The organism is Microbulbifer maximicatervae (SeqCode) (genome assembly GCF_052466985.1).
Genome location: NZ_CP174298.1, coordinates 3,551,057 through 3,575,048, shown reverse-complemented (window position 1 = coordinate 3,575,048; position 23,992 = coordinate 3,551,057). Strand labels below are relative to the sequence as shown.

Below are 23,992 nucleotides of genomic sequence, written 5' to 3'. Positions count from 1 at the left end.
AACTGTGGAATGCCCACTCCCGAAATTTCTATTTTGAGGGGGCTTGTTGTGTATTTTTCTAAGGTTGGACGGGAATATGATAGGAAATTTATCAAAACTAGTAGTTCTATTTTTGGGGATAGCAATATTTCAGCCTGTGATTGCCAGCCAGGATAATGATGCAGAGGCAATTTTTGAGAAGATCAAAGGGCTAGCTGGAGAATGGAGAGAGGAAGGGACGGAAAATGACGATTTTGTTATTAGTTTTACTGATACAGCTGGAGGAAGTGTGGTACTGGAAAGTTGGCTCTATAACGGGCACCAACATTCCCTGACGGCCTACCACTTGGATAACGACAATTTAATAGTGACGCACTATTGCCCCCAGGGTAATCAGCCCAGGTTAAGCTGGCAAAAAAATAGTGCTGAAGATACTTTGGCATTCTCTTTCAAGGATGTAACTAATTTTACTTTGGACAGTAAGAGTCGTCTGGATAGCCTCACTTTTACCTGGTTAGGTAACGGCAAGTTACAACGGGAAGAGACTTACTTGAAGAACGGGGAGCAGTTACCCTCATCCTTGACTCTGGTACGTAAATAAGCTGCCAAATCGTTATTAACTGATAGTTTAGATGTATTATTTCTCAAAGCTGGAGCGAAATTCGCGCCAGCTTTTTTATTTGTGAACTTTATTGTGGTTTTGGTTTATATAAGTATGATTCGCGACTGAATTTGCATGCTGCTGCCAGTTTATTGGCATGGGGTGACAGTGCAGGCTGTGCCTGGGTTGTGTTTTTGCTTATGGCGACATGCTGCATTGAAAACAAGTGGATATCTAATTCCTGGGGTTGGGAAACGGTAGAAGTTGGAAGTGAGTAAATAACTAAAATTAAATGGAGAGGTAACAAATGGAATTAATTATTTTTGTAATTATTATGGTGGCAGTTCTTGTTCTGCCTCTGAAGTTGGCAGCTGCCATGTTGGGGGCGAAAAATACGGGTGTTTTTTATTGTCTTTTCGCTTTGCTGTTGGCCCTAATTATTCAAAGAATTGTTGGCGGCATGTTGCCGGGTGTGACGGATAGCGCTGGGATTTTAATGACAATTCCCCTGGCTGCTATTGCCTATATGCTGGTACTTGGTACGGGTTTTTTAAAGGCTATTCTAATCGCCCTTTTACAAGGGGTAATTACTTATTTTGCCATGCTACTCTTTGTGGGATTGCCCTGGGCTGTTTAAAAACGAAATAAATTCTCGTAGAAAATCTGCAAGCGGCGACTTATTGAATGTTAAAACGCCATTTGCACTATCATTGATTACTAATAGTTTCCTTGCGTACAAGCTATAACTTTCTGAAAAATGGACGCTCTACACATCAGTCTCTGTGCCAATGATGTGTTTCCTAGATAGGGTTTCTACTGGGCAGGCTGTAGGTCCTACTTTCCAATAGGAGCCGCAAGAAATTTACTTAAAACATCAATATAAGTTGGAAAGGCTTCGAACTGGGGTAAATGTCCAACCCCCTCCATCTCAACTAATTCGGCTTTGGGGATTTCTGCTGCTGTACGCTTTCCTAATTGATCGTACCGGCCTAATTTTTCTTGTACAGCTTCAGGCGCGCGGGCGCGGCCAATAGCTGTTCGATCTCGGGTACCTATAATCAGTAGGGTGGGCACCTTGATATTGGCAAACTCATAAAGTACCGGTTGAGTGAATACCATTTCGGAGGTTAGGGCATCCACGGTTGCCATATGAGCCGCATCGGGTCCCAGGGTCCAGCCAGCTTGAATATCCAGTAGCGGGTTATATTCTTCGCGCCACTGCTCAGAAAAGTAGGCTTTACTCATGTAGCGTTTGATAGATTCTGGCGTTTGCTTTTTCTCGCGAGCAATGGCTTGGTCCAAAGGTTCATAGGGAACCCATCGCTTCCAGTCTTCAAGGCCTATAGGGTTTACAAGTGCTAACTTTTTGACTTGCTCCGGGTACATCAGGGTAAACCGGGTAGCCAGCATACCTCCCATAGAGTGCCCAACTACCATAACTTCTCTTATTTTCAATTTATCCAATAAAACTTTGGTATTGTTGCTAAGCCCCTGAAAAGTATATTGGGTAAGCGGTTTACTGGATTTTCCGAAACCGATCTGGTCCGGTGCTATAACCCGGTACCCTAGCTGACTGAGTTGGGAGATAGTCTCCTTCCAATAAGCCGCCGAAAAATTCTTACCGTGTAACAGGAGTACCGTGCCTCTTGCATCTCTACCCTCTGTAGGCGGTACATCCATAAAGGCCATTGCCAGTGGTTGCCCCTGTTGTTCGAAATGAAAGTGATGAACTGGATAGGGATATTCGTAATCAGTTAAGGCTTTATCTTGAGGTGTTACTGAATATTCAGCAGATGCATGGCCGGTAAAAAACACACTGGCGGTAAAAAGTAAGGCAACTATGTAGCGCACAAAGAGGGTCACAGCCATGTCCTTATTGGTAAACGGGAGTTCACTATAGGCGCAATTGGGGAGTGGCTGAAAGGCCCGTCGGCCTTTCAGGGGGATGACTCAGGCGTGTGCGCCTAGTAGGGGAGTGCCCTGGCTGGGCATAGGCAACTGGGGCAAGTCCTTGACTGCTTGTAGCAAACCTTCCTCATAGAGTTTTGCTGCTTTGTCTTTTTCCCCAAGGGATTGAAATAGGCGAGCCAGTTCAGCGGAGGTAGCGGGATCCTGGCGCAACAACAGGCTTTTCTCGAAATACTGCTGCGCTTTGCCCCAAAGTTCATTGCGCATTGAGAGGCGTCCGAGACAGGTTAGCAGTGCGGCACTCTCCCCATACTCTTTCAGCCAACCTTCAGCTGCTGATATTTGTGCCGCAGGGGCGGCCCCCACCAGGAAGCCGTAGAGTTCGGCAAGCTTGGGGTCCCAAGCTCGATTGAGTAGCCAGCGCAAATGCTTCTCTGCCTCTGTGTCTTCACCAATCCGATGCAGTTGCTGTGCGTAGAGACTGCGCAGGGCTTCGTTGCGTTGCCAGCGGCCACTCAGGCTTTGCCAGGTATCGTGTAATTTATCGATATCTTTGCGATTAGCAGCTTCGGTCAGCTGATGTTGATACACCTCGAGTTCAAGCTGGTGCAGCTCAGCTTCGGGCATGTTCGCATGTTTCTCCAATTCGGGCAGTAGTGCGCGAAGACGGCTCCAGTCGCCCAGAAGGTAATAAGCCTGCTTGAGAAGTTGTAACAGGGCAGGATGTTTCGGCTCGAGCTGCTTGGCGCGCTCTAGGCTGGCAATACACTGCTCGTAATGTTTATCAAGGAGCTGCATACGAGCTTGGCTTAGGGCTACAGCCAGGCGGGTATCTTCACCACAGGCCTCCGCTTTGGCGAGTAATTCATTGGCCTCCTCACGAAAGCCTAGCTCAAAGGCGCTGCGCGCTGCCGCCAAATAATTGATCAGCGGGGCTTCAGATCGAGGGGCGCTCTTCAGCAGCTGACGGCGCGCCCGGGACCAGTTGCCCTCCATAAATTCCACCAAGCCGCTGGTCAGGCGTCGGCGCGCTACACGCTGGCGACCAAATCTCAGCCGGTCGACACTACCTCGGAATCCGCGAAAGATACTGCGAGCCAGCCAAATGGCAAAGAACAGGATAATTAGAGCTGCTGCCAGCGAGAACATTGCGAACCAGAGGTTCATCTCGTAGCCTTTATTCAGCTCACCGCCAATACCGATTACCAGGTAGCCGGGATAATTGTTAATAGCCTCCGGTAGAAAAGCGCCGAGCAGCAGTAGTACCAGAGCGGTGAAGAACAGTTTTTTCACTGGTTCTCCTCCTGTTGCGAGGCAGTTGGTGTGGCGGTGCCGGATGTTTTGTGTAAGCGCTCAATATAATTGCGCAGGGCAAGCTGGGAGGCGCTGAGGTCAGGCATTTCGACCTGGATACGCTGTTTGCTAAGTTCCGTCAGTTGTTGGGCCAGCGCATCGCGCTGCGGACTGGCAGTGCCATAACTGAGTAGTAGCGACCGCGCACTATCCAGAGCGTCCCTGTAAACCGTGGTATCGCCGCGAAGCAATGCCAGTTGGGCCTGCTCCATATATAGGCGCAGAGTCTGGCGAAAGCGAGCTTCACTCTGTGGGGACAGCATTACCGGGTTGATATCTCCATCAATGGGGCGTACCGATTCGCGCATAAAGCGGGTGAAGTTGTGCCACTCCCGCTTCCACAGGGGGGCACTCTCCTCAACGCTGGGCTGCTCTTCACTGGGTTGTTGTTCTGCCGAAGCCATATCGAATCGCGGTTGAATATTTGTGCGGATTAGCTGTTCTTCCAAGGCGCTGAGACGGAGGTATAAACCCTGGCGATCGATGTTTTGGACCAGTTTCAGTGAGGTGATATCGCGGGCAAGTTGTTGGCGTACCCCGTACAGATCCGGTAAGTCCACATCGCGCAATATCTCGTCCACGCGCTCGACAAGCCCCAGCGCAGCGCGACTATCGTCTTCGAGAAGCAGGCGTTGGTTGGCTAGACGCAACAGGTAATCTGCCTCAGCCAATTGCCAATCGTCGCGGCTTACATTTCCCAGCTGACCCAAACGGTTTCCCTGTGCGGTGACACTGCGTTGCATGGAAGCCAGTTGCTGTTGCAGTTGGGCGATAGTGCGATTTTGTCGCTCCAGTAGATTGCGCAAATTGGCATCGGCTTGCTCCAGCTGATTGAACTCCCCGGAATAATCGGGGGTTTGGGGTTCAGTTGGGGCAGGGGTGGCAGCAGGGGCTTCCGAAGTGATATTGGAGGTCGGCGCTTGGGTGGTGTTTTCAGCGGCAGCCGGCACTTCCGTTGCAGGGGTAATAGTGGTGGTGCTCTTCGGGGCTGCCGTTTTTCCGGGTAGATAGTTGAGGTAAGCGCCAAGGTGTTCGCGCAGCTGCGGAGAGTTAAACCAGGCCAGTGAGGCCACAGCAATCAAAATGATGATGAACAGTAACCACCACCACAGCCCATTGGATCTACTGGCCGCAGCACCGCCGCTGGCTTTACCCGTAGAGGCTTTTCCCTCTGAGGCTTTGGCGAAATTACTTTTGCCTTTTACGGGCTTTGTGTTTTCCGGGGGCTCATTGGTCGCGGCTACATTTTGATCTTTTTTATCGGTCATGGGTATGGCGGCGCAGGTGGAAAATGTCGTCAGATTATAACGAGTGGCGCGAGCCTTAATAGCGGGCTAAACGCCGTTTTAAGATTTTTAGCGCAAAGCGATCGAGAATTCGATTGCAAATCAGCCGAGGGCTTTACGCAGTGTTTCCAGCATAGCGTTATCGCCGGCATTTAGCGCGCTATAGCAATGGGCAAAACCAAGCTCATTTGCCCGAGTGGCAACTCGTATACTCGGGCAGATAAGAGCGGTTTCAAAGAGTGTATTTCGGTTTATCTGGCGGATACAGGTAACCAGGTTATCGAGTGTTTCACCGCTGTGCACACTGATAATATCGGGTTGGAATTTATACTCAGCCAGGGAGGTTGCAGCCTCCGGTGGCAGCACTCTTCGATAGAGTTCGCAATAAGTTACTCGCGCCCCCCTATTACTCAAGGTGTCGCCGATAAGAGGGCGGCCACCGGAGCCGCGAAAAATAAGAACTCTTTTCCCGTCCAACTGCTGTAACCAGGGTAGGCGCAGCAATTCCTCGGAGTTCATCGTATTGCCGCTTTGCTCGCTGGGTATACCGCGCTTCTCCAGGGCGCTTGCGGTTGCCGCGCCGATCGCCAAAAAGCGAGGTCCTTGGGGTAGTTGTGGCCAATAGTCTTCAAGCCAGTCTACGCCGTAGCGCACGGCGTTCTGGGAAACAAAGATCGCGACATCCGTTTGATCGAAATCGAGGATTGAGTTTTTTAAGGCCTGTATGGCAGCTTGATCCTCAATTGGCTCTATGCCGAGCATGGGGATGTTATCTACCTCGGCCCCCAGGCCGCGCAGTAGCGCACACCAGTTATCAGCCTGCTGCGTTGGCCGCGTACTGAGAATACGTTTACTCTGCAGCAGGTCGGAGGTGAGATCGCTCATATCAGATAGCGGCGAGGATTTTATCGGCACCATCGGCCAGTAACTGTTCCGCGAGCTCAGTACCCAGTCGCTCTCCCTCAGCGGCAGGGCCGCGACTATCGGCATATATCATGGTTTTGCCATCGGGACTGCCAACGAGTCCGCGCAACCACAGGGTGTCACCATCCAGCTCGGCGTAGCAACCGATAGGCACTTGGCAGCCGCCGTTGAGGCGCTTAACTAGGGCGCGCTCCGCACTGAGTCGAGCTGCGGTTTCCGGACAGTGAAGCGGTTGGATCAAGGCTTCCAGTTCGCTATCGCGGCGCGACTCGATACCCACTGCGCCCTGTCCACCAGCGGGGAGCAGGATGTCTGTTGCCAGGAAGCTGCGGATACGTTCCGGCATTTCAAGTCGCAGCAGTCCGGCCGCAGCGAGGATGATAGCGTCGTAATCGCCGGCATCCAGTTTGGCCAGTCGAGTATTCACATTGCCCCGTAAAAAGGTGACTTTGAGGTCCGGGCGACGGGCAAGTAATTGGCATTGTCGGCGCAGGCTGGAAGTGCCGACTACTGCTCCCTCGGGCAGGTCATCAAGGCTGTCATAAATATTACTGACAAAGGCATCGCGGGGGTCTTCACGCTCGCAAATAATCGGCAGGTGAAGTCCTTCGGGGAATTCCATGGGGACATCTTTCATCGAGTGAACTGCGATGTCCGCACGGCCCTCGAGCATCGCCACTTCCAGTTCTTTAACGAACAAGCCTTTGCCACCCACTTTGGTTAGTGGGATGTCCAAAACCTGGTCACCCCGGCTGGTTAGGGGAAGTAACTCGATAAGAAGTTCGGGGTGCGCCTGCTGCAGGCGGTCTTTGACATAGTTGGCTTGCCACAGAGCCAAAGCACTCTGTCGGGTGGCAATGCGAATACGATCTATAGACATGCGGCTCAATCACTTATTGGTTGAAGCGGCCATTCTAACAGAGTCGCAATGCCGTGAGGTTCTCTGTAGCCGAGGGGCTAGCCCCTGGTGCGCAGCCAGTCTTCGAGAATTATCCGTGCGGCTATTGAGTCCACTGGGTCTTGTGCGTAGTTGCCACGATGCCCGCGTTCGTTGGCCTCTTCTTTGGCGGCTCGGGTGCTTAAACGCTCGTCAATGAGCTCGACCGGTAGGCCATAGCGACCGTGCAGGCGCTGGCTGAATTTGCGCGCACGCACGCCAAATTCACTTTCGCTGCCATCCATATTTAGGGGGAGGCCAACCAGTAAAAGGTGGGGCTGCCACTCATTGATCAGGCCTTCGACGGAGTCCCAATTGGGCTTGCCATCTTTGGCGGGCAGTGGGGCCAGCTCCCGTGCTCCACCGGTAAGGCTCTGGCCGTAAGCTACGCCAATAGAGCGGGTTCCAAAGTCAAAAGCTAGCGCTGTGACGGGTTTATTCATAGAGGTCAGTAATTTTTCTGTTAGGCGTGGCCAGCTTGGGAGCCGAGGCCGGAAAGGTTGATGCCGTGGCGGGCGGCGGCGCTTTGCCAGCGCTTTTCGACCGGTGTGGCGAATAGTGTCTCGGGCTCTGCCGGCAGTGTCAGCCAGGCGTTTTCTGTCAGCTCCTGCTCCAACTGACCGGGCCCCCAGCCCGCGTAGCCGAGGGCGAGTAGTACATCGTCAGGGCCGCGCCCTGCGGCGAGGGATTCGAGGATGTCCTTGGAGGCAGTCAGGCTGATATCTGAATTGATTTCGGTGGTAGAGTCGAAGTGCATGCCGGTGCCGTGCAGTACAAATCCCTGCTCTGGTGACATGGGACCGCCCAGTAGAACTGGTTCGTCACCGCGCAAGCTGAGATCCTCCAGAGACAGCTGCTCGAATACCTCGTGCCAGTGCACTTTACTGGGCATATTGATCACTATGCCCATGGCACCGTCGCTATTGTGCTCAACAATCAGTGCGATAGCGTGTTTGAAGCGCGGGTCCTCCATACCGGGCATGGCCAGAAGGAACTGGCCGCGCAGGTTTCCGTGAGTCAGGTCGCTATCGATATTCGAATTAGGCATAGATCAGTAATAAACCGCCAGTTGAAAGCCCATTTTAGCCTCGGCTGGGCAGATCCCCCGCAGAAGTAGTAAGTCCCCCGGTTCTTTCGAATTGCCAGGTACGGATAATTTCCAGTCGATCAACCTCGTTTTTGATCTCTACTGGGAAGGGAGCGAAGGGAGCAGCCAGACGCACAATTTGTTGGGCCGCATCATCGAGAATGCGCTCCCCGGAGGATTGAAGAATAACAACCTTCTCGACGGCTCCGGTGGGAAGCAACCGCACCATCATGCGTAACTCGCCACTAATTTGTTTTTCCAAGGCCTCTTCGGGAAAGTTATCACTGCCAACAGCTTCTATCTTCTGGCGCCATTCATGTAAATAAGCGGCATCGGCTGAGGCTCTGGTAGCTACAGATGTCAATCTGCGTACTCGGGGGCGCTCGGCAATAGTTTGGCGAATTTTATCGAGACGCGCCTCTAGGCTAGCTATTTTAGGGTTGCTCAATGGCAGGTCATTGGGTGCGTCGCCGCGCTTTTCCTCGGATAACTTATCTTCTGCCGAAAGTTCAGGAGCCTGAATCGGGCTCTCACCAACTGTGGTAATTAACAGGCGGCGTTGTTCTGCTGGCCGCGCAGATTGTTGTTGTGGCAAAGGCGTCACGCGATGAATTTGCGTATCGGCAAACTCGGCACGGCGCTTAGTGGATAACTCTTTCCGAGAGTCTGCGGTACCACTGGCTAATTGGTTGTGCTGTGCCAAGTAGTCAGCATCCTCTGGGGCCTGAGCGGAATTTTGCAAAGAAAGTGTGACTTCAAGTGTCGGTGGCGCCTGTGCACCTTTCGGAGCAGCAAAAGCCACTCCGAAAACAATTAGCGCATGTAACGCGGCGGCTAGAAATAATGAGAACACAAAGCGTTCACGCTGCATTGCATGAAACTGTGTCGCGTTGGCAGAGGAATTCATTATCTATTATCAACTACTACTTATTCGGGCGTGCGTTTCACACAGCCTTGTTCTCAGTGGTAAACCGCCCTGAGAGTTATCAAACGCCCAGTTTACCTTTTTTGTGCCAGCAGGTGTGTGATGCCGCTCATTAGTCGTGCGCCTATGTCCGTATTGTAGGCGGCATCAATTTCCCGTACACAAGTGGGACTGGTAACGTTAATTTCTGTTAGGTAGTCACCAATAACGTCCAGCCCGACAAATAACAGACCTTTTTCTTTCAAAGTGGGAGCGACTTGCTCAACGATCCAACGATCTCTATCGGTCAGGGGGCGTGCTTCTCCGCGCCCGCCGGCTGCAAGATTGCCGCGAGTCTCGCCTGCTTCCGGAATTCGCGCCAAGCAATAGGGAATCGCTTCACCGTTAACGACCAGGATACGCTTGTCACCGTCTTTGATTTCGGGGATGTAACGCTGCGCCATAATCTGCTGGCGGCCGTGGTCGGTAAGCATTTCCAGAATTGCTCCCAAGTTGGCGCCATCTGGTTTGCAGTGGAAGATTCCTGCGCCACCCATGCCATCCAGAGGTTTATAAATGACATCTTGGTGAGTTCGGTGAAATTCCCGCAGCTTGGCCATGTCGCGACTAACTAGAACCGGTGGACAACACTGGGGGAAACTTGTTGCAAAAATTTTCTCATTGCAGTCGCGTAGAGCCTGGGGTTTATTGACTACCGTCGCACCTTCGCGCTCTGCCGCTTCGAGAATATAAGTGGAATAAACATATTCATTATCAAAGGGAGGGTCGACGCGCATCAGGATTACATCCAGGTCGCCGAGTGGCATTTCTCTAGACTCATCCAGAGAAAACCAACGATTCTCATCATCAAAAACCTGCATAGGGCAGCCGCGCCCAGTTGCGCGCCCATTCTCAAGGTAAAGATGGCTCTGCTCGAAATAAAACAGCTGGAAACCACAATCTTGTGCGGCTTGTAACAGTGCAAGCGTCGTATCTTTTTTAAAATTGATCTGGGCGATGGGGTCCATCACCACACCGAGGGAATAATTCATACGGGTTTCCAAATCGTTGGGTATTTCTATCCCAGTTATCACTGGTTTTGCTCCCAAATTTGTGGCCGCTACCAGCGTTGTTGGATAGATAAGGTAAGAGCAGCTTTGCGAAGGTGCAACCTTCTTAACGCAATACCTCCAATGAATGTATAAGTGGTGATAATTTGAACTGCGTCGCCTGCAGTGTGTCGACTCAGCTAGATTCGCCTGGGGTTCTGTGATAAAAGTTCGTCTCAGCGTGCGACCTTCGCCAGGCTAGGCGCCCGGACCCCGCAAGCGGTTTGAAAAAAGGGCGCAACTAAAGTTTTCGCGTGCCCGAAAATAAGTAAACAGGGGATTCAAAAAAGACTATGGAGCTTAACTGGGAAAGTCTGACTGTCATGGTGATCGACGACAGTAAGACAATTCGCCGCACTGCGGAGACGTTGCTGCAAAAGGCGGGCTGTACCGTGGTCACCGCGACAGACGGTTTTGATGCGTTAGCAAAAATCGCGGACTCCCGTCCGGATGTCATTTTTGTCGATATTATGATGCCGCGCCTTGATGGCTATCAAACATGTGCGTTAATAAAAAATAACAGCGAATTCCGCTCCACCCCTGTTGTAATGTTGTCGAGTAAGGACGGTTTGTTCGATAAGGCAAAAGGGCGTGTTGTTGGTTGCGATCAATATCTGACCAAACCTTTTAGTAAGAGCGAGCTGCTGGGTGCTATTTCCGCTCATGCCAAGCCGCACCATGCCGCATAAAAGTGGCCTACAGAAAAAGAAAATATAGATAACGGACTCCATTGTGGGCATTGTGCCCACAAGCTCGGTACCAAAATTTAATTAGAGTACAGATTTTCCGGTTGTTACAGATTGGTTGATTTTTGTACCCACACTATCGGTAGTCATAGTGCATCTCGGCACATGCTAGCGAGGATAATCACAACAAAAACCGCCGAGCGCAGTAGTTGTTGCCGAAAAGATGTCATGGGGGAAATAATGGCAAGAGTACTAATAGTTGATGACTCTCCTACAGAAACACACAAGCTGACAACCATTCTTGAAAAAAATGGCCACGCAGTAATCACCGCTCCCAACGGTGAAAGCGGAGTTGAAGTAGCCCGCGCTGAACGCCCCGATCTGATCCTGATGGATATTGTGATGCCGGGTCTCAACGGTTTCCAGGCCACCCGCCAATTGAGCAAAGACAGCAATACCGGTGAAATTCCGATCATTATGGTAACTACTAAAGATCAGGATACAGACCGTGTCTGGGGTATGCGCCAGGGAGCCAGGGCTTACCTGACCAAACCTGTCGATGAGAGCAAATTGCTGGATGCAATCGGGGAGGTGTTGGCCTAATAGCCAGCTGCGAAAAGTGCAGTCACAAACACCTTATTTAGCTCTGGTTGATATTGCACGGCGCGCCAAAGCGCAGGCCACTGGCCTGCCTGGCCGCCGGGAAATCAAACCCTACTGGACCGGTATCGGTTTCTCCCTTCTGGATAACCACTTTGTCGCCTCCATGGATGACGTTGTGGAATTGCTCGAAGTGCCACAGCACACCTTTATTCCCGGCGTTCAGCCCTGGGTAAAAGGCGTCTCTAATGTTCGTGGCCGCCTGCTTCCCCTTATTGATCTCGCAGCTTTTTATGGCGGCTACCTCTCAGGTCCGCGCCAGCAACGTCGTGTTTTGGTGCTCGAGAGGGATAAGACCTACGTGGGACTTATCGTGGATAAATTGTTTGGGATGCAGCACTTGGCGTTTGAGTATGCCCGTGAGGCACCGACAGATTTGAGTGAACCATTTGCGCCAATGGTGCACGGCCAGTTTGTTTTACAGCAGCATCGTTGGCTCGTTCTCGATATGCGGGCACTGATCAAGGATGTGCGTTTTATGGATGCAGCTTTACGCTGAACAGTCCGGTTCTTTGTTTTCGGTTGCCGTAATTGGTCAACCGGGTGGCCCGCAATTAGTGCAGGGATGTGCGGCACTGACTGAGGGGTCTTGTCATTAAAGCGTTAAAACTAAAGTGGTATTAAACCGGCCTAATGCAATGGCCCGCTAGGAGTAAATTATGAAACCAGGCTCCCAGAGTTCCTTTTCCGCGCTGCGCAGTAACCCTGCCGCGCTGGTATTAGGTCTACTGGTACTCGCCACGCTGGCGGGGCTTATTGTCAGTATGTACTTAGTTCAGACTCGAGACGAGCAGGATAAACAGTACCTGCAGCAAGTCGCCGAGTTGCGGGCCCTTTCCTATCAGGTAGTTTCCTATGCACCGGCGGCAACCGCAGGTGATAGCGAGGCCTTTACTGAGCTGGAAAATGTTACAGAAGAAATGGCTAATGCCTGGAACCAGCTCCAGCGAATGGATGACAGCAGTCGCCGCGCTCTGGGTGCTCAGCTATCTGCTTATGATCAGGTTTGGCGCAGCTTGCGCGAGCAGGTCGACACGATTATCGGCAACCAGGAAACCATCGTATTTCTTAACGATATCGCTTCAACGCTGAGTGACTCGCTTCCCGAATTACAGGCGGAGCACAACAATATTGTAGAAATTCTGTTGGCTAACAACGCCCCGGCAAATCAGGTGGAACAGGCCCAGTTACAGGTTTGGCGTGCGGAGCGTATTGGTCGAAATATCGATAAAATGCTCCAAGGTGGCGATGATGCCGAAGCCGCCGCTGACCAGTTTAATACCGACGCCAGCCTTTTCGGTAAGGTGGTTGACGGTATGAAGAGCGGCGATGTGGTGATGGGGATTTCCCGTATTACCGATGAAGAGGCTCGCCACTCATTGGATGAAATTACTGAGCTGTTCGGCTTCGTAAGCACCTCCGTGCGGGATATCTTTGAAGCAACTCCGGCCCTGTTTGCTACTCGCCAGGCCTCTGACGGCATTATCGCGTCATCTCCCCAGCTGATCGAAGCATTGAGTACGCTGAATGACCGAATCGTAAACCTTTCAGATGATCGCCAGCCCAACAACTTGACCATTGCTGCACTGGCTTTGGTCTTCGTTTTGTTGATCTTCGGTATGATGGCGATGGCCTTCTCCGGTACCCGCCGAAACCTGAAAAAAGAGGAAGATACCAACGAGCGTAACCAGCACGCGATTATGCAGCTGCTGGACGAGCTGGCCGACCTCGCCGACGGTGACTTGACCACCTCTGCAACGGTAACCGAAGCCTTTACTGGTGCGATTGCCGACTCCATTAACTTTACTATTGACCAGCTGCGTGTGCTGGTATCGCGGATTAATGGTGCTGCACAGGAAGTATCTGGCTTGTCCCAGGAAACCCAGCAGACTGCCCTGCACCTCGCCGAGGCCTCTGAGCACCAGGCGCAGGAAATTGCCGGAGCTTCCGCCGCGGTTAACGAAATGGCGGTCACCATTGACCAGGTATCTGCGAACGCCTCTGAATCTGCCCAGGTAGCCGAGCGCTCAGTACATATCGCAAGTAATGGCGCCAAGGTGGTACAGAACACCATCAAAGGCATGGATAACATCCGCGAGCAGATTCAGGATACTTCCAAGCGAATTAAGCGCCTGGGTGAATCCTCCCAGGAAATTGGCGATATCGTAAGTTTGATTAACGACATTGCCGACCAGACCAACATTCTTGCATTGAATGCCGCGATCCAGGCGAGCATGGCCGGTGATGCCGGTCGAGGCTTCGCGGTGGTTGCGGATGAGGTACAGCGACTTGCGGAGCGCTCTGCAGCTGCAACCAAGCAGATCGAAGGCCTGGTAAAAGCGATTCAGTCCGATACCAACGAGGCGGTAATCTCCATGGAACAAACCACCAGTGAGGTGGTACGTGGAGCTCGTCTGGCCCAGGATGCGGGTGTTGCACTGGAAGAAATTGAAAATGTATCCAACAACCTGGCATCGTTGATTCAGAACATTTCTAACGCTGCACGTCAGCAGGCTTCGTCTGCAGGCCACATTTCCAACACGATGAACGTGATTCAGGAAATTACCTCGCAGACCTCTGCGGGTACCCAAGCTACCGCCCAGTCCATTGGTAACCTGGCGCAGACCGCGAGTGCACTGCGCGAATCCGTTGCCGGCTTCAAACTTCCGCAAGAGGAAAGTGTTGAAAGCAACAGCGAGCTGTATGACGTGGAATTGCCGGAAATGGATACAGATACTTTCGCTATTGAAGGTGAAGATACTCATTCATTGGAGTCCCGCGAAGACCGGGCCCTGGCCTAACCCACACAATAATGCCCGGCCATTATGAAAGTTGGCCGGGCGCAAAAGGGGCGCACGGAATTGCTTCCGATAAATCCGCGAGTTTTTCTCGCAGAAAACTGTAGCGCTTGAGTACTGAATAAATTATTGGGGACTTGGCGTGAGTCACGACAATCCGAACTTCATGGCCTTGGATTGGCTGATCGGTGAAATTAACGAGACTTTGGCACAAGCGCGCCAATTTCTTGAGACGTTCGCTGTAGAACCCGATGCGGGTGCCTCTCTTCTGCAAAACAGCTTGTCGCTAGTGCACCAGGTGCACGGTAGCTTGCATATGGCACAGCTCAGTGGTGCCGCGATGTTAGCAGAAGAGATGGAGCAACTTATCCAGGCCCTGGCTACTGGTGCGGTTGAAAATACCGACGAGACGCGCGAATTTTTGATGCGTGCATTGCTGGAGTTGCCCCTTTATCTCGAAAAGGTTTCTTTTCAGCGTCGTGACAATGCCGTTCTCTTACTTCCCCTGATGAATGACTTGCGCGCAGTGCGCCGCGAGCGATTGATCAGTGAAGGAGCACTTTTCTCGCCAGAATTGTCTTCATTGGCAACGGTGATTGGAAAGCGCCAGCCCCTCATCGCCGATAGCGCCCGCCTAAATGACCTGGTCACCAAGTTGCGCAAGATGTATCACGTTGCGGCTGCAGGTCTGATCCGCGATGTAAACAGCGGCGAAAGCCTGGCTTACCTCACCAAGATTATTGAAAAAATGCAGCTGCTCTACAGTGGCAGCTGTCGCCAATCCCTGTGGGAAGTACTGTTTGGTATTTTGGAGGCGCTCGGCGAACACCGTATTAATGTGCAGCCCGCACTGCGCCATTTACTGCGCAAGGTGGATATTGAATTCAGGTTGTTGCAGGGGCGTGGCGCAAAGGTATTGGATGCGCGCCTGGATCAGGACTTTCTGCGCAACCTACTTTTTTATGTCTACCTCGCAGGTCCGAATGGGCCTCACTGCGAGAAACTCTACCAGCGCTTCGCACTAGATAAGGCGGTTCCCGGTACGCCTCGCCCGGATACTGAAGACGTATTGGCGATGGGGCCAGAAGCCCTGGGCAGTGCAATTGCTGCAGTGCGCGATGAACTGCAGTTGGTGCGTGAAGCACTGGAGCCCAGTACAACCGATACAGAACAACCCTCGCTGTCTGACACTGCCGCTGTGGCCAAGCGCCTCGCGGATACACTCGGTATTTTGGGATTGGAAGCGCAGCGGGTTCGCGCTCGCAGTGTCTACGAAGACCTTCGCGACGCCTCCCGTGGTACTGACGTTGAAGAGTACTTGATGCGTGCCGCCGGGGAATTGGTTCAGCTCGATTCAGCGCTTGCCGCCACCGTCGATCGCAATAAAAAAGTCGACGATGAGCAGCCCATTATGGGCGACGCCACTGACTCTGTATTACGCGAGGCCAGACTCGGTCTGGAAGCGGTAAAAGAAGCGGTCATGGAGTATGTGGCCAGCCATTGGGATATCAGTTACCTGAGTCGTGTGCCACAGCGTTTACAGGAAGTCTGTGGTGGTCTCGAAATGGTGGGTTACCAGCGAGCGGGTGAAATCATCTCCGCTTGCAACCGCTATATTGGCAGCTCCCTGATTGAGGCTGGAGAACAGCCCGAATGGACAATGCTGGATACTCTGGCAGATGCCATTACCAGTGTTGAATACTACCTGGAGCGTCGTGCGGAAGGTCTGGCTGATGCAGAAATGCTTTTGGCACTGGCTGAAGATAGCGTAGAGGCTTTGGGCGTTTCGCTGAAGATCGTCGACGAGAGTGAGGCCGACGCCAGTCTGGAAGCGCCCCCGATATCAGAACCCGAACTGCCAGATCTTATTGATTACGATTTAATCCCCGATGACGAAGCCACTGCGGTTTCTGACGAATCTCTGGACTCTCAAGCTGAAATAAATGCGGAAGAGTCATCTGCCATAACTTTGCAGCTGCCTGTCGATCAAGCAGATTCTGTTGTGGAGTCCGAGCTGGAAATCGATGGAGAGTCTGTTCCGGAGGAGTCTTGGTTCTCTGATGGGGCTCCTCAGGTTGAAGCTGCTCCGGTACTTGAAGTTGAAACTGGGATAGAGGCTCCTGAAGCTGAGGAAGCGCCTGCTGAGATTGCTGACTTCATTGAAGCTGCACCGATGGTAGAGTCTGCTGAGGTTGAGCCGGTTGCTGCAGTTGCAGAGGTCGCGGATACGACGGAGGAACTCGGTGATGACACTGAGAGCCTGATTGACGATGAAATTATCGAGATCTTCCTGGAAGAAGCCGGGGAAGTTCTTGCGCATATCAGTTGTTACTTCCCGGAGTGGGCTGCCAATTTTGCCAATCAGGATGCCCTGGTAGAGTTTCGTCGGGGCTTCCATACCCTGAAGGGGTCGGGCCGTATGGTCGAGGCCCTGGATATTGGTGAACTGGCCTGGTCTGTGGAGAATATGCTCAACCGGGTTATCGATGGCAGCGTGAAACCCGGGCCTGCCCATGTATACCTGATTGAGCAGGTGTATCAGAAGTTCCCCTCAATGATTGAGGCGTTTAAACACGGACAGAGCGACCCCGATCAGCAGCTTACCCTGCAGTTACAAGCTTGGGCTGAGCAGCTGAGTGCGGGAGAGATGCCCGCTGATCTGGAAGCCCAAGGTGCAGGCGGTGTCGCGGCAGTTGACGTTGTTGAGGACACCGGAGAAGACCTGGCTCAACTCTGGGAAATTTTTGCCCAGGAGGCAGAGACGCACCTCAATGTCGTAGATGAGTATTTGCAGGATATGCAGGCTGCCGCGCCTTTGTATGGTGTTCCCAGCGATCCAATGCACCGGGCACTCCACACACTTAAAGGTTCCGCACATATGGCGGAAGTCAAAGTGGTTGCCGAAATTATGGCGCCACTGGAGCGCTTCGCTAAAGAGCTGCGTATTTATCAGGTGCCTATCGATGCAGATATTTTTGATCTGATCAATGATAGCGCCACCTATGTGCGTGAAGTGCTGGAACAGATTCGCTCTTCAGAGCCTCTCGCAATAGAGAAATCGGAACAGTTTCTTGCTCGCGTTGCTGAATTGCAGGAGCGCTCTGTAGGTCACTTGATTCGCGAGCGCGAGGCGAATGAACCTCGCGCGGTCGATCCCCAGCTTCTCGAAGTCTTGATGGCTGATGGCATGCGGGTGCTGCTTGATGCAGACCAAATGCTGACTGAGTGGCGCGCCGACCCGGCAGATAAAAGTCGTGTTGTATTGGTCGCTGACGAACTCAATGTTCTGCAGGAGGCGGCCAGCCGGGCGCAGTTGCCGATCCTGGCTGAGCTCGCTGAGCTGTTGCTGAATGTTTATCGCAAAGTCCTTGCTGGTGATCTTGAGCAGGAGCCAGCGCTATGGGCCTCTCTTGAGCAGGGACACAACGAGCTACTTGATTTAATCGATGCAGTAGCAGCAGCACAAGACCTCCCTGAAGTCAGTGAAGCTGTGGAAGAGGCGCTTCGCTACCTGGCTCAGGGTGAGGAAACTAGCTCTTCAGCTGAAGATGACTACGACCTCAATGAACTGGGAATCGATAGCGAAGCACTGGCTATTGCCGAGCCTGAAGAGCAGGCGCCGGAGCCCACGGAAGTAACCGAGCTTCTGGTTTCAGATGCCTCCCCTGATGAGTGGATTGAGCCACCTGTATTACAGGTGTCGCACGATGGGGAATCTCTCGGTGGTGAGGCTGAGGATTCGGAAATTCCTCAATTGCAGGCCATAGAAGTTGAGGCCGCCGTTGAGGATGTTTCTCAATTTGAAGAACCCTTCTATATACCGGAAGTTGAACCTGCTGGCGACCTGGTTATCGAGCAACCGGGTAGCGAGGTGTCATCACAGGATTCCGCTCAATCAGTCGATTTACAGAAGTTGCTGGCAGACATTGACCCGGATGTTGTCGATGTCTTTATGGAGGAGGCGGGAGATCTTACCGATGAGCTGGAGGAACTGATCCAGAGTTGGGAAGAGGAGCCGGAAGGTCGCGAGCAAGGTGAGGCCCTGAAGCGTGTATTGCACACCTTTAAAGGTGGTGCACGTATGGCTGGCCTAATGGGGTTGGGTGAAGTAGCTCACCGTTTTGAAACGGTGATCGAAGGCATGCGCGACAACGATCGGCCCTCCGCAGATTTCTTCGCCAATGCCCATGGTATCCACGATCGTCTCGCCGATGGAGTAGAGACAGTTCGCGCCTGGATGGCTGGTGAACAGCTTGATGCTTTTGTACAGCTGGTCAGCACCGATTGGGCGGATCAGAAGCCGGCTAACTCGGCAGCTGCAGAAGCAGTGATTGAATCTGAAGTTTCAGACGAACAACCTCAAGAAACTGTTCTCGTAGCGGATGCGGAACAAGGTGATGAAGTCATTGCGGCCGAGAGTACTCAGCCGGATGCTGATGTAGTTGCTACGCAGCTGCCCGAGATCGCTGTAGGTCAGGAAAGCGATAACGTTTTGCCGTTTATCCGCAAGGCCGGTAATGCAGAGCAGGAGGTAGCGGCACCGACCCGGAACCAGCCCCAGGAGATGGTGCGTGTAGCTGCTGAACTTCTGGAGGAGTTGGTAAACCTCGCCGGTGAGACTGCAATTTCCCGTGGTCGTCTTGAAGAGCAGATGAGTGAGTTCGGTCTCGCCCTGGACGAGATGGATGTGACGCTGGTGCGTCTCAACGAACAGCTGCGCCGCCTGGACCGCGAGACCGAGGCTCAGATCCTGTTCCGCCAGGAGCAGTTGGCAGAACAGGACGGCGACTTCGATCCGCTGGAAATGGACCGTTACTCGTCTATTCAGCAGTTATCCCGTTCCCTGCTGGAGTCCACATCTGACTTGATGGAACTGCGCTCCACTCTGAATAACAAGGCGCGGGATACAGAGACCCTGTTGCTCCAGCAGTCCCGAGTAAATACCGAATTGCAGGAAGGTCTGATGCGCAGCCGCATGGTACCTTTCTCCCGTCTGGTACCGCGCCTGCGTCGCATCGTGCGCCAAGTAAGTGCTGAGCTGGGCAAGCAGGTCGAGTTGGGATTCTCCAACGTTGAAGGCGAGCTGGACCGGTCCATGTTGGAGCGTATGGTTGCGCCACTGGAGCATATGCTGCGCAACGCTGTGGACCACGGCATTGAAATGCCAGAGGAGCGTTTGGCTGCCGGCAAGTCTGAGCGTGGGCGTATCGATGTAGCGCTGAAAAGGGAGGGCAGTGAAGTTGTCCTCACCATCCGCGATGATGGTGCCGGTGTCAATTTGATCCGGGTGCGTGAAAAGGCGGTGGAAAATGGCCTGATGAGGCCGGATGCTGAGCTCTCGAATAATGAGATTCTTCAGTTCATTCTGCAGGCCGGTTTTACCACTGCAGAAAAAGTTACCCAGATCTCTGGCCGGGGTGTGGGCATGGACGTTGTATCCGCCGAGCTGAAGCAGATCGGTGGCAGCGTCCATATCAACTCAGAGGCAGGCGCAGGAACAGAATTTGTCGTTCGTCTGCCGTTCACAGTTTCGGTTAACCGCGCTTTGATGGTGCGAATTGGCGATGACCTGTTTGCACTGCCGCTGAATACCATCGAAGGTATTGTACGCCTCAGCCCATTTGAGCTTGAGCACTACTATCGCTCGGATGAGGCGCGCTTCGAATACGCCGGAGAACTCTATCAGGTTAGTTATTTCGGTACTCTGCTGAAGTCTGGTGCTCAACCCAAACTCAGTGTCGATGATATGCAACTGCCCGTGCTGCTGGTGCGCTCTGAAGGGCACGCTATGGCGTTACAGGTGGATGCCATTAAGGGCAGTCGCGAGATTGTAGTGAAAAGCCTCGGCCCGCAGTTCTCCGGGGTTCAAGGGGTATCAGGTGCAACAGTAACTGGTGATGGTAGCGTCGTGGTGATTCTCGACGCACACGCCCTGCTGCGTCGCCAGGCCACTCAGTTGGCAAGGCCGGAAGTGCCGCAGCTTCAAATTCAGGAAGAGCCTGAAGTGCAGTCCGAGCAGGAGGCGCGCCAGCAGACCGTTATGGTTGTGGACGACTCGGTTACAGTGCGCAAGGTAACTACGCGCTTCCTGGAGCGAGAGGGCTATCTGGTTAGCACTGCAAAGGATGGTCAGGATGCGGTTATCCAGCTGCAGGATAAGATCCCGGATCTGATCTTGCTGGATATTGAGATGCCGCGTATGGATGGCTTCGAGGTTGCCCGCCATATTCGCTCCAGTAGCCGCCTGCGCGATATTCCTATCGTAATGATTACTTCGCGTACCGGTAATAAGCACCGCGATCACGCTATGTCCCTGGGAGTTAACCACTACCTGGGTAAGCCTTACCAGGAAGATGTACTGCTGGCGGCTATTCGTGAGTACGCGGATGCCGAAGCTGTCGGAAGCTGAGACGGCAAATATCAGGAATAATATAGAGATAGGCAATGAGTGAAGTTGAAGAGCTGCCGGTAGATGTCCCCCAGGAAGTGAGCAGCCTGTTATTGCCCCTTGAGCAGGGGCAGCTGCTGGTGCCGGTGGACAGCCTCTCAGAGGTTGTTGCAATGCAGACGCCGATGGCAGTTCAAGATGTACCCGAGTGGTATTTGGGAGATCTGATCTGGCGGGAACAGCGCCTGCCGGTGGTATCTTTTGAAGTGATGCGTGGTGGTGCCTTGGGATCAGTTGCAGAAGAGGGGCGTATTGCGGTGCTGAGCACGGGAAATCCCGATGGCGAGCTGCCGTATTTTGCATTGCTCTTGCGCGGCACTCCGCGCCTGGTGCGGGTTACCCCTGAGGAGTTGGCGCTGCGAGAGCAGCCACTAAACCCTGGAGAGTTAATGCATGTGGCGCTTTCTGGTGAGGAGGCGGTTATTCCCGACCTGCAGGGATTAGAGCGGGCCTGCCTGCGCTATCGCAGTGACTGACTTGTTTTGCAATGTATTATCAAAAAAGGGGCCAGAGGCCCCTTTTTTGATTGAGCTGTTCGCTTAGAACAGCTCTTCCGGTAAAGAATCCTCCCGGCCATCCTGGCTGGGCATATCCATATCTTCATCGGTGTAGCGATTGCGATATGGGTTATATACCTCGCGGCCGGGCACCCGGTTGGTCCTGAATATCTCAAACATGCCCCCGTAAGAGGTGCGCAAGCCATTTTGAGGGTTGATGCGTACCGTAACTATGCCATCTGGTTGAGCCAGGTGGCGCTCGGGAAGACCTTCGAGGGCACTGCTCATAAAATCGATCCAGATAGGCAGGGCGGCTGAGCCACCGTATTCATTTTTACCCAGTTCGCCATAGGAATCGAAGCCAACCCAGGCACTGGTTGCCAGGTAGGGGCTATAACCCGAGAACCACGCATCCCGTGGACCATTGGTGGTACCGGTCTTTCCGGCAATATCACCGCGCTTCATCGCCAGAGCGCGGCGCCCGGTGCCCTTTTTGATAACATCTTTAAGCATCGAATCCATTATGTATGCCGTCTCTGCGGACATGGCTCGCGGAGCGCGAGGACGCGCTTGGCTCTTGCTCGGGTCGAGGGGGCCAACGGGCAGTACGTGTAGTTCCGCTGGCTCTTCACCTTGATCGACCCCTTGTCCTTCCAGTTGTAATTCCGCGAGATCGACGGGTTCAGCGGACAGGGTTTCAGAGCCTGTGCCCGGCTCGGGACAGTTATCGCACACAGTGAGAGGCAGTGCCTGATACAGGACTTCGCCATTAACATCCAATACCCGGTCAACCAGGTAGGGCTCCACTCGGTAGCCACCATTGGCGAAGGCGGCATAGCCTCGCACCATCTCCAGGGGCGTGAGAGCGGAGCTACCCAGAGCAATGGTCAGGTTGCGGGCAAGCTTGCTGCGCTCAAACCCAAAGCCTTCGACAAAGCCCAGGGCGTAGTCCAGTCCTAGGGATTGCAGCAACCGGATTGAGACCATATTGCGGGACTTGTACAAAGCCATACGTAGGCGGGTTGGGCCGAGGAAGGTCCCCCCGTCATTCTCAGGCCGCCATACATCTTGCAGGTTGGTTTCCTCAAAGATAATCGGGGCATCATTGATAATGCTCGCCGCTGTATATCCGCGCTCGATCGCCGAGGCGTAAATAAAGGGCTTGAAACTGGAGCCGGGTTGCCGGGCTGCCTGTGTGGCCCGATTGAAGTGGCTCTGGCGGAAGTCATAACCACCGACAAGGGCGCGGATAGCCCCATCTTCGGGCTCAATAGATACTAGGGCGCCCTGTGCTTCCGGGACCTGGGCTAGGACCCACTCCTCGGTCACCTGGGGTTCAGCAGGCTCGGTATCACCGCTCTCGGGATCCGCAAACGGATCGGCCTGAAGAGGCTCATCTACAGCGGTGGCGATCATCTCGCTGCTGGAGTTGCTCTCTTTCTTTTCCTTAACGACCTTGCGCAGCCGAATAACATCCCCGGGAGCAAACATTTTTTCAGCGGACTGAAGACGTGCGCCCCGGGCGCTCTCAGAAATATAGGGCCTGATAGAACTGAGCCCATTGCTCCAAGGCAATTCAATTACGCGCCGATCTCTCAGTTGAACCTGAAGTTTCTTGGGTTCTACCGCAGTGACAACGCCGGGTTCCAGACCGCCGAGAATCGGAATCTCGTTGAGTAAATCGATAAGTTGGTCGCTATCTTGCAGCAATTCCGGTGCAAGACGCTGTTCTGGGCCACGATAGCCATGGCGCGCATCATAGGTTTCCAGACCGTGCTGAAGCGCATTGCGAGCCGACTCCTGCAGGCGACTGTCTACCGTTGTTATGACCTGGTAGCCGTCGGTATAAGCGTTGTCGCCAAAGAGGTCTACTGCCTCCTTCCGTGCCATCTCGGCGATATAGGGTGCATCCAGGTCGAGATCGCGGCTGTGATAGCTGGCTGTTACCGGCGCAGTAATAGACTGGTTATATTGATCCTGGTTGATATAGCCAAGGTCGAGCATCCGCATCAGGATCCAGTTGCGGCGTACCAGGGCTCGGGAGGGGTTCGCGAGAGGGTTGAAGGTTGATGGCGCTTTGGGGAGTCCCGCCATCATAGTCCACTGGGCCAGATTCAGATCCTTGATATCTTTGCCGTAATAGACCTGAGCTGCAGCCTGGAAACCGTAGGCGCGGTTTCCGAGGAAGATCTTATTGATGTAAAGGGCGAGGATCTCGTCCTTGGTCAGCTCTTGCTCAATTTGCAGTGATAGCAAAATTTCATTGAACTTGCGCACAAAACGCTGTTCTCGGCTGAGAAAGAAGTTGCGCGCCACCTGCATTGTCAGTGTACTACCACCAGACTGGATAGAACCGGTCTTAATCAGTTGCGAGGCGGCCCGCATCAAACCTTTGATGGAGACACCATTGTGGGAGTAAAAGCTGGCATCCTCAGCGGCAAGAATCGCTTTGATAAAGGGTTCTGGCGTTTGCTCGATCGTGATAGGGTTGCGCCGCTTTTCACCGAACTCACCGATCAGTTTCATATCCCGTGAATAGACCCTCAGAGGGGTCTGTAAGCGGATATCGCGGAGGCTCTCCACCGAGGGCAACCCCGGTTTGAGGTAGAGGTAGATACTGGCTAGGGCCATTGCTGTAGCGGCCACACCGGCAAGGCCGAGCCAAAGCAGTGCGAGCAGACGATTGCGGGCTTTTACGGTCATGAAACTGCTTCTGTGTACTTCATCAAAGTGATTAGGTGAATAATTATACGAATATTGTGCGCTATTACCTATGCAAATGCAGGTTGAAGCGTTAATTTAAAGTGCTATAACA

General features: G+C 53.1%; 18 protein-coding genes. 8 read left to right on the top strand and 10 right to left on the bottom strand.

Going from position 1 to position 23,992, the window contains the following annotated elements:
- The first annotated feature begins 76 nt into the window (after positions 1-76).
- Together ACJJI3_RS15715 and ACJJI3_RS15710 are read left to right on the top strand one after the other, a co-directional pair.
- Positions 77-580, top strand: coding sequence for a hypothetical protein (locus tag ACJJI3_RS15715; RefSeq protein ID WP_444940233.1), 504 nt, complete (start codon positions 77-79; stop codon positions 578-580).
- 307 nt (positions 581-887) lie between these two features.
- Positions 888-1,217 carry a hypothetical protein gene (locus ACJJI3_RS15710; protein ID WP_413664065.1) on the top strand — a complete coding sequence of 110 codons (330 nt, stop codon included), beginning with the start codon at positions 888-890 and terminating at the stop codon, positions 1,215-1,217.
- A 197-nt stretch (positions 1,218-1,414) separates the two neighbouring features.
- Here the strand turns inward: ACJJI3_RS15710 and ACJJI3_RS15705 are convergent, their stop codons facing one another.
- The 9 genes from ACJJI3_RS15705 to gshB form a co-directional block, all read right to left on the bottom strand.
- Positions 1,415-2,443, bottom strand: a complete 1,029-nt coding sequence (locus ACJJI3_RS15705; protein ID WP_444940232.1) for an alpha/beta fold hydrolase — start codon at positions 2,441-2,443, stop codon at positions 1,415-1,417.
- 87 nt (positions 2,444-2,530) lie between these two features.
- On the bottom strand, positions 2,531-3,781 hold the full coding sequence (locus ACJJI3_RS15700; protein WP_444940231.1) for a heme biosynthesis HemY N-terminal domain-containing protein: 1,251 nt from the start codon (positions 3,779-3,781) through the stop codon (positions 2,531-2,533).
- A complete protein-coding gene (locus ACJJI3_RS15695) occupies positions 3,778-5,109 on the bottom strand; it encodes a uroporphyrinogen-III C-methyltransferase (RefSeq protein ID WP_444940230.1) in 1,332 nt (443 codons plus the stop codon). The genes ACJJI3_RS15700 and ACJJI3_RS15695 overlap by 4 nt, the downstream gene beginning before the upstream one ends.
- Before the next feature lie 120 nt (positions 5,110-5,229).
- Positions 5,230-6,012: a uroporphyrinogen-III synthase gene (locus ACJJI3_RS15690; RefSeq protein ID WP_444940229.1), complete on the bottom strand. Its 783-nt coding sequence runs from the start codon at positions 6,010-6,012 to the stop codon at positions 5,230-5,232.
- A gap of 1 nt (position 6,013) precedes the next feature.
- Positions 6,014-6,931: a hydroxymethylbilane synthase gene (hemC, locus tag ACJJI3_RS15685; RefSeq protein WP_444940228.1), complete on the bottom strand. Its 918-nt coding sequence runs from the start codon at positions 6,929-6,931 to the stop codon at positions 6,014-6,016.
- Positions 6,932-7,008: 77 nt separating this feature from the next.
- Positions 7,009-7,431 (bottom strand): Holliday junction resolvase RuvX, encoded by a 423-nt coding sequence (gene ruvX / locus ACJJI3_RS15680; RefSeq protein ID WP_444940227.1) that lies wholly within the window; start codon positions 7,429-7,431, stop codon positions 7,009-7,011.
- A 20-nt stretch (positions 7,432-7,451) separates the two neighbouring features.
- Positions 7,452-8,036: a YqgE/AlgH family protein gene (locus ACJJI3_RS15675; protein ID WP_444940226.1), complete on the bottom strand. Its 585-nt coding sequence runs from the start codon at positions 8,034-8,036 to the stop codon at positions 7,452-7,454.
- A 34-nt stretch (positions 8,037-8,070) separates the two neighbouring features.
- A complete protein-coding gene (locus ACJJI3_RS15670; RefSeq protein WP_444940225.1) occupies positions 8,071-8,982 on the bottom strand; it encodes an energy transducer TonB in 912 nt (303 codons plus the stop codon).
- Between the two features lie 92 nt (positions 8,983-9,074).
- Positions 9,075-10,031 (bottom strand): glutathione synthase, encoded by a 957-nt coding sequence (gene gshB / locus ACJJI3_RS15665; protein WP_444942566.1) that lies wholly within the window; start codon positions 10,029-10,031, stop codon positions 9,075-9,077.
- A 350-nt stretch (positions 10,032-10,381) separates the two neighbouring features.
- Here gshB and pilG point away from each other — a divergent pair, with 350 nt between their 5' ends.
- The 6 genes from pilG (at position 10,382) to ACJJI3_RS15635 (ending at position 21,156) form a co-directional block, all read left to right on the top strand.
- Positions 10,382-10,777 carry a twitching motility response regulator PilG gene (pilG, locus tag ACJJI3_RS15660; protein ID WP_020413651.1) on the top strand — a complete coding sequence of 132 codons (396 nt, stop codon included), beginning with the start codon at positions 10,382-10,384 and terminating at the stop codon, positions 10,775-10,777.
- 237 nt (positions 10,778-11,014) lie between these two features.
- Entirely contained in the window at positions 11,015-11,377 is a 363-nt protein-coding gene (pilH, locus tag ACJJI3_RS15655; protein ID WP_108731421.1) for a twitching motility response regulator PilH, read from the top strand.
- Between the two features lie 16 nt (positions 11,378-11,393).
- Complete coding sequence (locus ACJJI3_RS15650) at positions 11,394-11,933, top strand: chemotaxis protein CheW (protein ID WP_444940224.1); 540 nt, start codon at positions 11,394-11,396, stop codon at positions 11,931-11,933.
- Positions 11,934-12,093: 160 nt separating this feature from the next.
- Complete coding sequence (locus tag ACJJI3_RS15645) at positions 12,094-14,235, top strand: methyl-accepting chemotaxis protein (RefSeq protein ID WP_444940223.1); 2,142 nt, start codon at positions 12,094-12,096, stop codon at positions 14,233-14,235.
- Between the two features lie 163 nt (positions 14,236-14,398).
- The gene (locus ACJJI3_RS15640) at positions 14,399-20,641 is read left to right on the top strand and encodes a hybrid sensor histidine kinase/response regulator (RefSeq protein WP_444942565.1); all 6,243 of its coding nucleotides are present in this window, start codon (positions 14,399-14,401) and stop codon (positions 20,639-20,641) included.
- Between the two features lie 35 nt (positions 20,642-20,676).
- A complete protein-coding gene (locus ACJJI3_RS15635) occupies positions 20,677-21,156 on the top strand; it encodes a chemotaxis protein CheW (RefSeq protein WP_444940222.1) in 480 nt (159 codons plus the stop codon).
- A 63-nt stretch (positions 21,157-21,219) separates the two neighbouring features.
- Here ACJJI3_RS15635 and ACJJI3_RS15630 read toward each other — a convergent pair whose 3' ends face one another.
- Entirely contained in the window at positions 21,220-23,880 is a 2,661-nt protein-coding gene (locus ACJJI3_RS15630; protein WP_444940221.1) for a penicillin-binding protein 1A, read from the bottom strand.
- Between the last annotated feature and the right edge of the window lie 112 nt (positions 23,881-23,992).

Excerpts from the sequence above, each read along its gene's own strand:
- ACJJI3_RS15675 (WP_444940226.1), bottom strand. The coding sequence starts at position 8,036 with ATGCCTAATTCGAATATCGATAGCGACCTGACTCACGGAAACCTGCGC.
- ACJJI3_RS15640 (WP_444942565.1), top strand. The coding sequence starts at position 14,399 with ATGGCCTTGGATTGGCTGATCGGTGAAATTAACGAGACTTTGGCACAA.
- ACJJI3_RS15715 (WP_444940233.1), top strand. The coding sequence starts at position 77 with ATGATAGGAAATTTATCAAAACTAGTAGTTCTATTTTTGGGGATAGCA.
- pilH (WP_108731421.1), top strand. The coding sequence starts at position 11,015 with ATGGCAAGAGTACTAATAGTTGATGACTCTCCTACAGAAACACACAAG.
- ACJJI3_RS15630 (WP_444940221.1), bottom strand. The coding sequence starts at position 23,880 with ATGACCGTAAAAGCCCGCAATCGTCTGCTCGCACTGCTTTGGCTCGGC.
- ruvX (WP_444940227.1), bottom strand. The coding sequence starts at position 7,431 with ATGAATAAACCCGTCACAGCGCTAGCTTTTGACTTTGGAACCCGCTCT.
- ACJJI3_RS15710 (WP_413664065.1), top strand. The coding sequence starts at position 888 with ATGGAATTAATTATTTTTGTAATTATTATGGTGGCAGTTCTTGTTCTG.
- ACJJI3_RS15645 (WP_444940223.1), top strand. The coding sequence starts at position 12,094 with ATGAAACCAGGCTCCCAGAGTTCCTTTTCCGCGCTGCGCAGTAACCCT.
- hemC (WP_444940228.1), bottom strand. The coding sequence starts at position 6,931 with ATGTCTATAGATCGTATTCGCATTGCCACCCGACAGAGTGCTTTGGCT.
- ACJJI3_RS15695 (WP_444940230.1), bottom strand. The coding sequence starts at position 5,109 with ATGACCGATAAAAAAGATCAAAATGTAGCCGCGACCAATGAGCCCCCG.
- gshB (WP_444942566.1), bottom strand. The coding sequence starts at position 10,031 with ATGAATTATTCCCTCGGTGTGGTGATGGACCCCATCGCCCAGATCAAT.
- ACJJI3_RS15635 (WP_444940222.1), top strand. The coding sequence starts at position 20,677 with ATGAGTGAAGTTGAAGAGCTGCCGGTAGATGTCCCCCAGGAAGTGAGC.
- ACJJI3_RS15670 (WP_444940225.1), bottom strand. The coding sequence starts at position 8,982 with ATGAATTCCTCTGCCAACGCGACACAGTTTCATGCAATGCAGCGTGAA.
- pilG (WP_020413651.1), top strand. The coding sequence starts at position 10,382 with ATGGAGCTTAACTGGGAAAGTCTGACTGTCATGGTGATCGACGACAGT.
- ACJJI3_RS15690 (WP_444940229.1), bottom strand. The coding sequence starts at position 6,012 with ATGAGCGATCTCACCTCCGACCTGCTGCAGAGTAAACGTATTCTCAGT.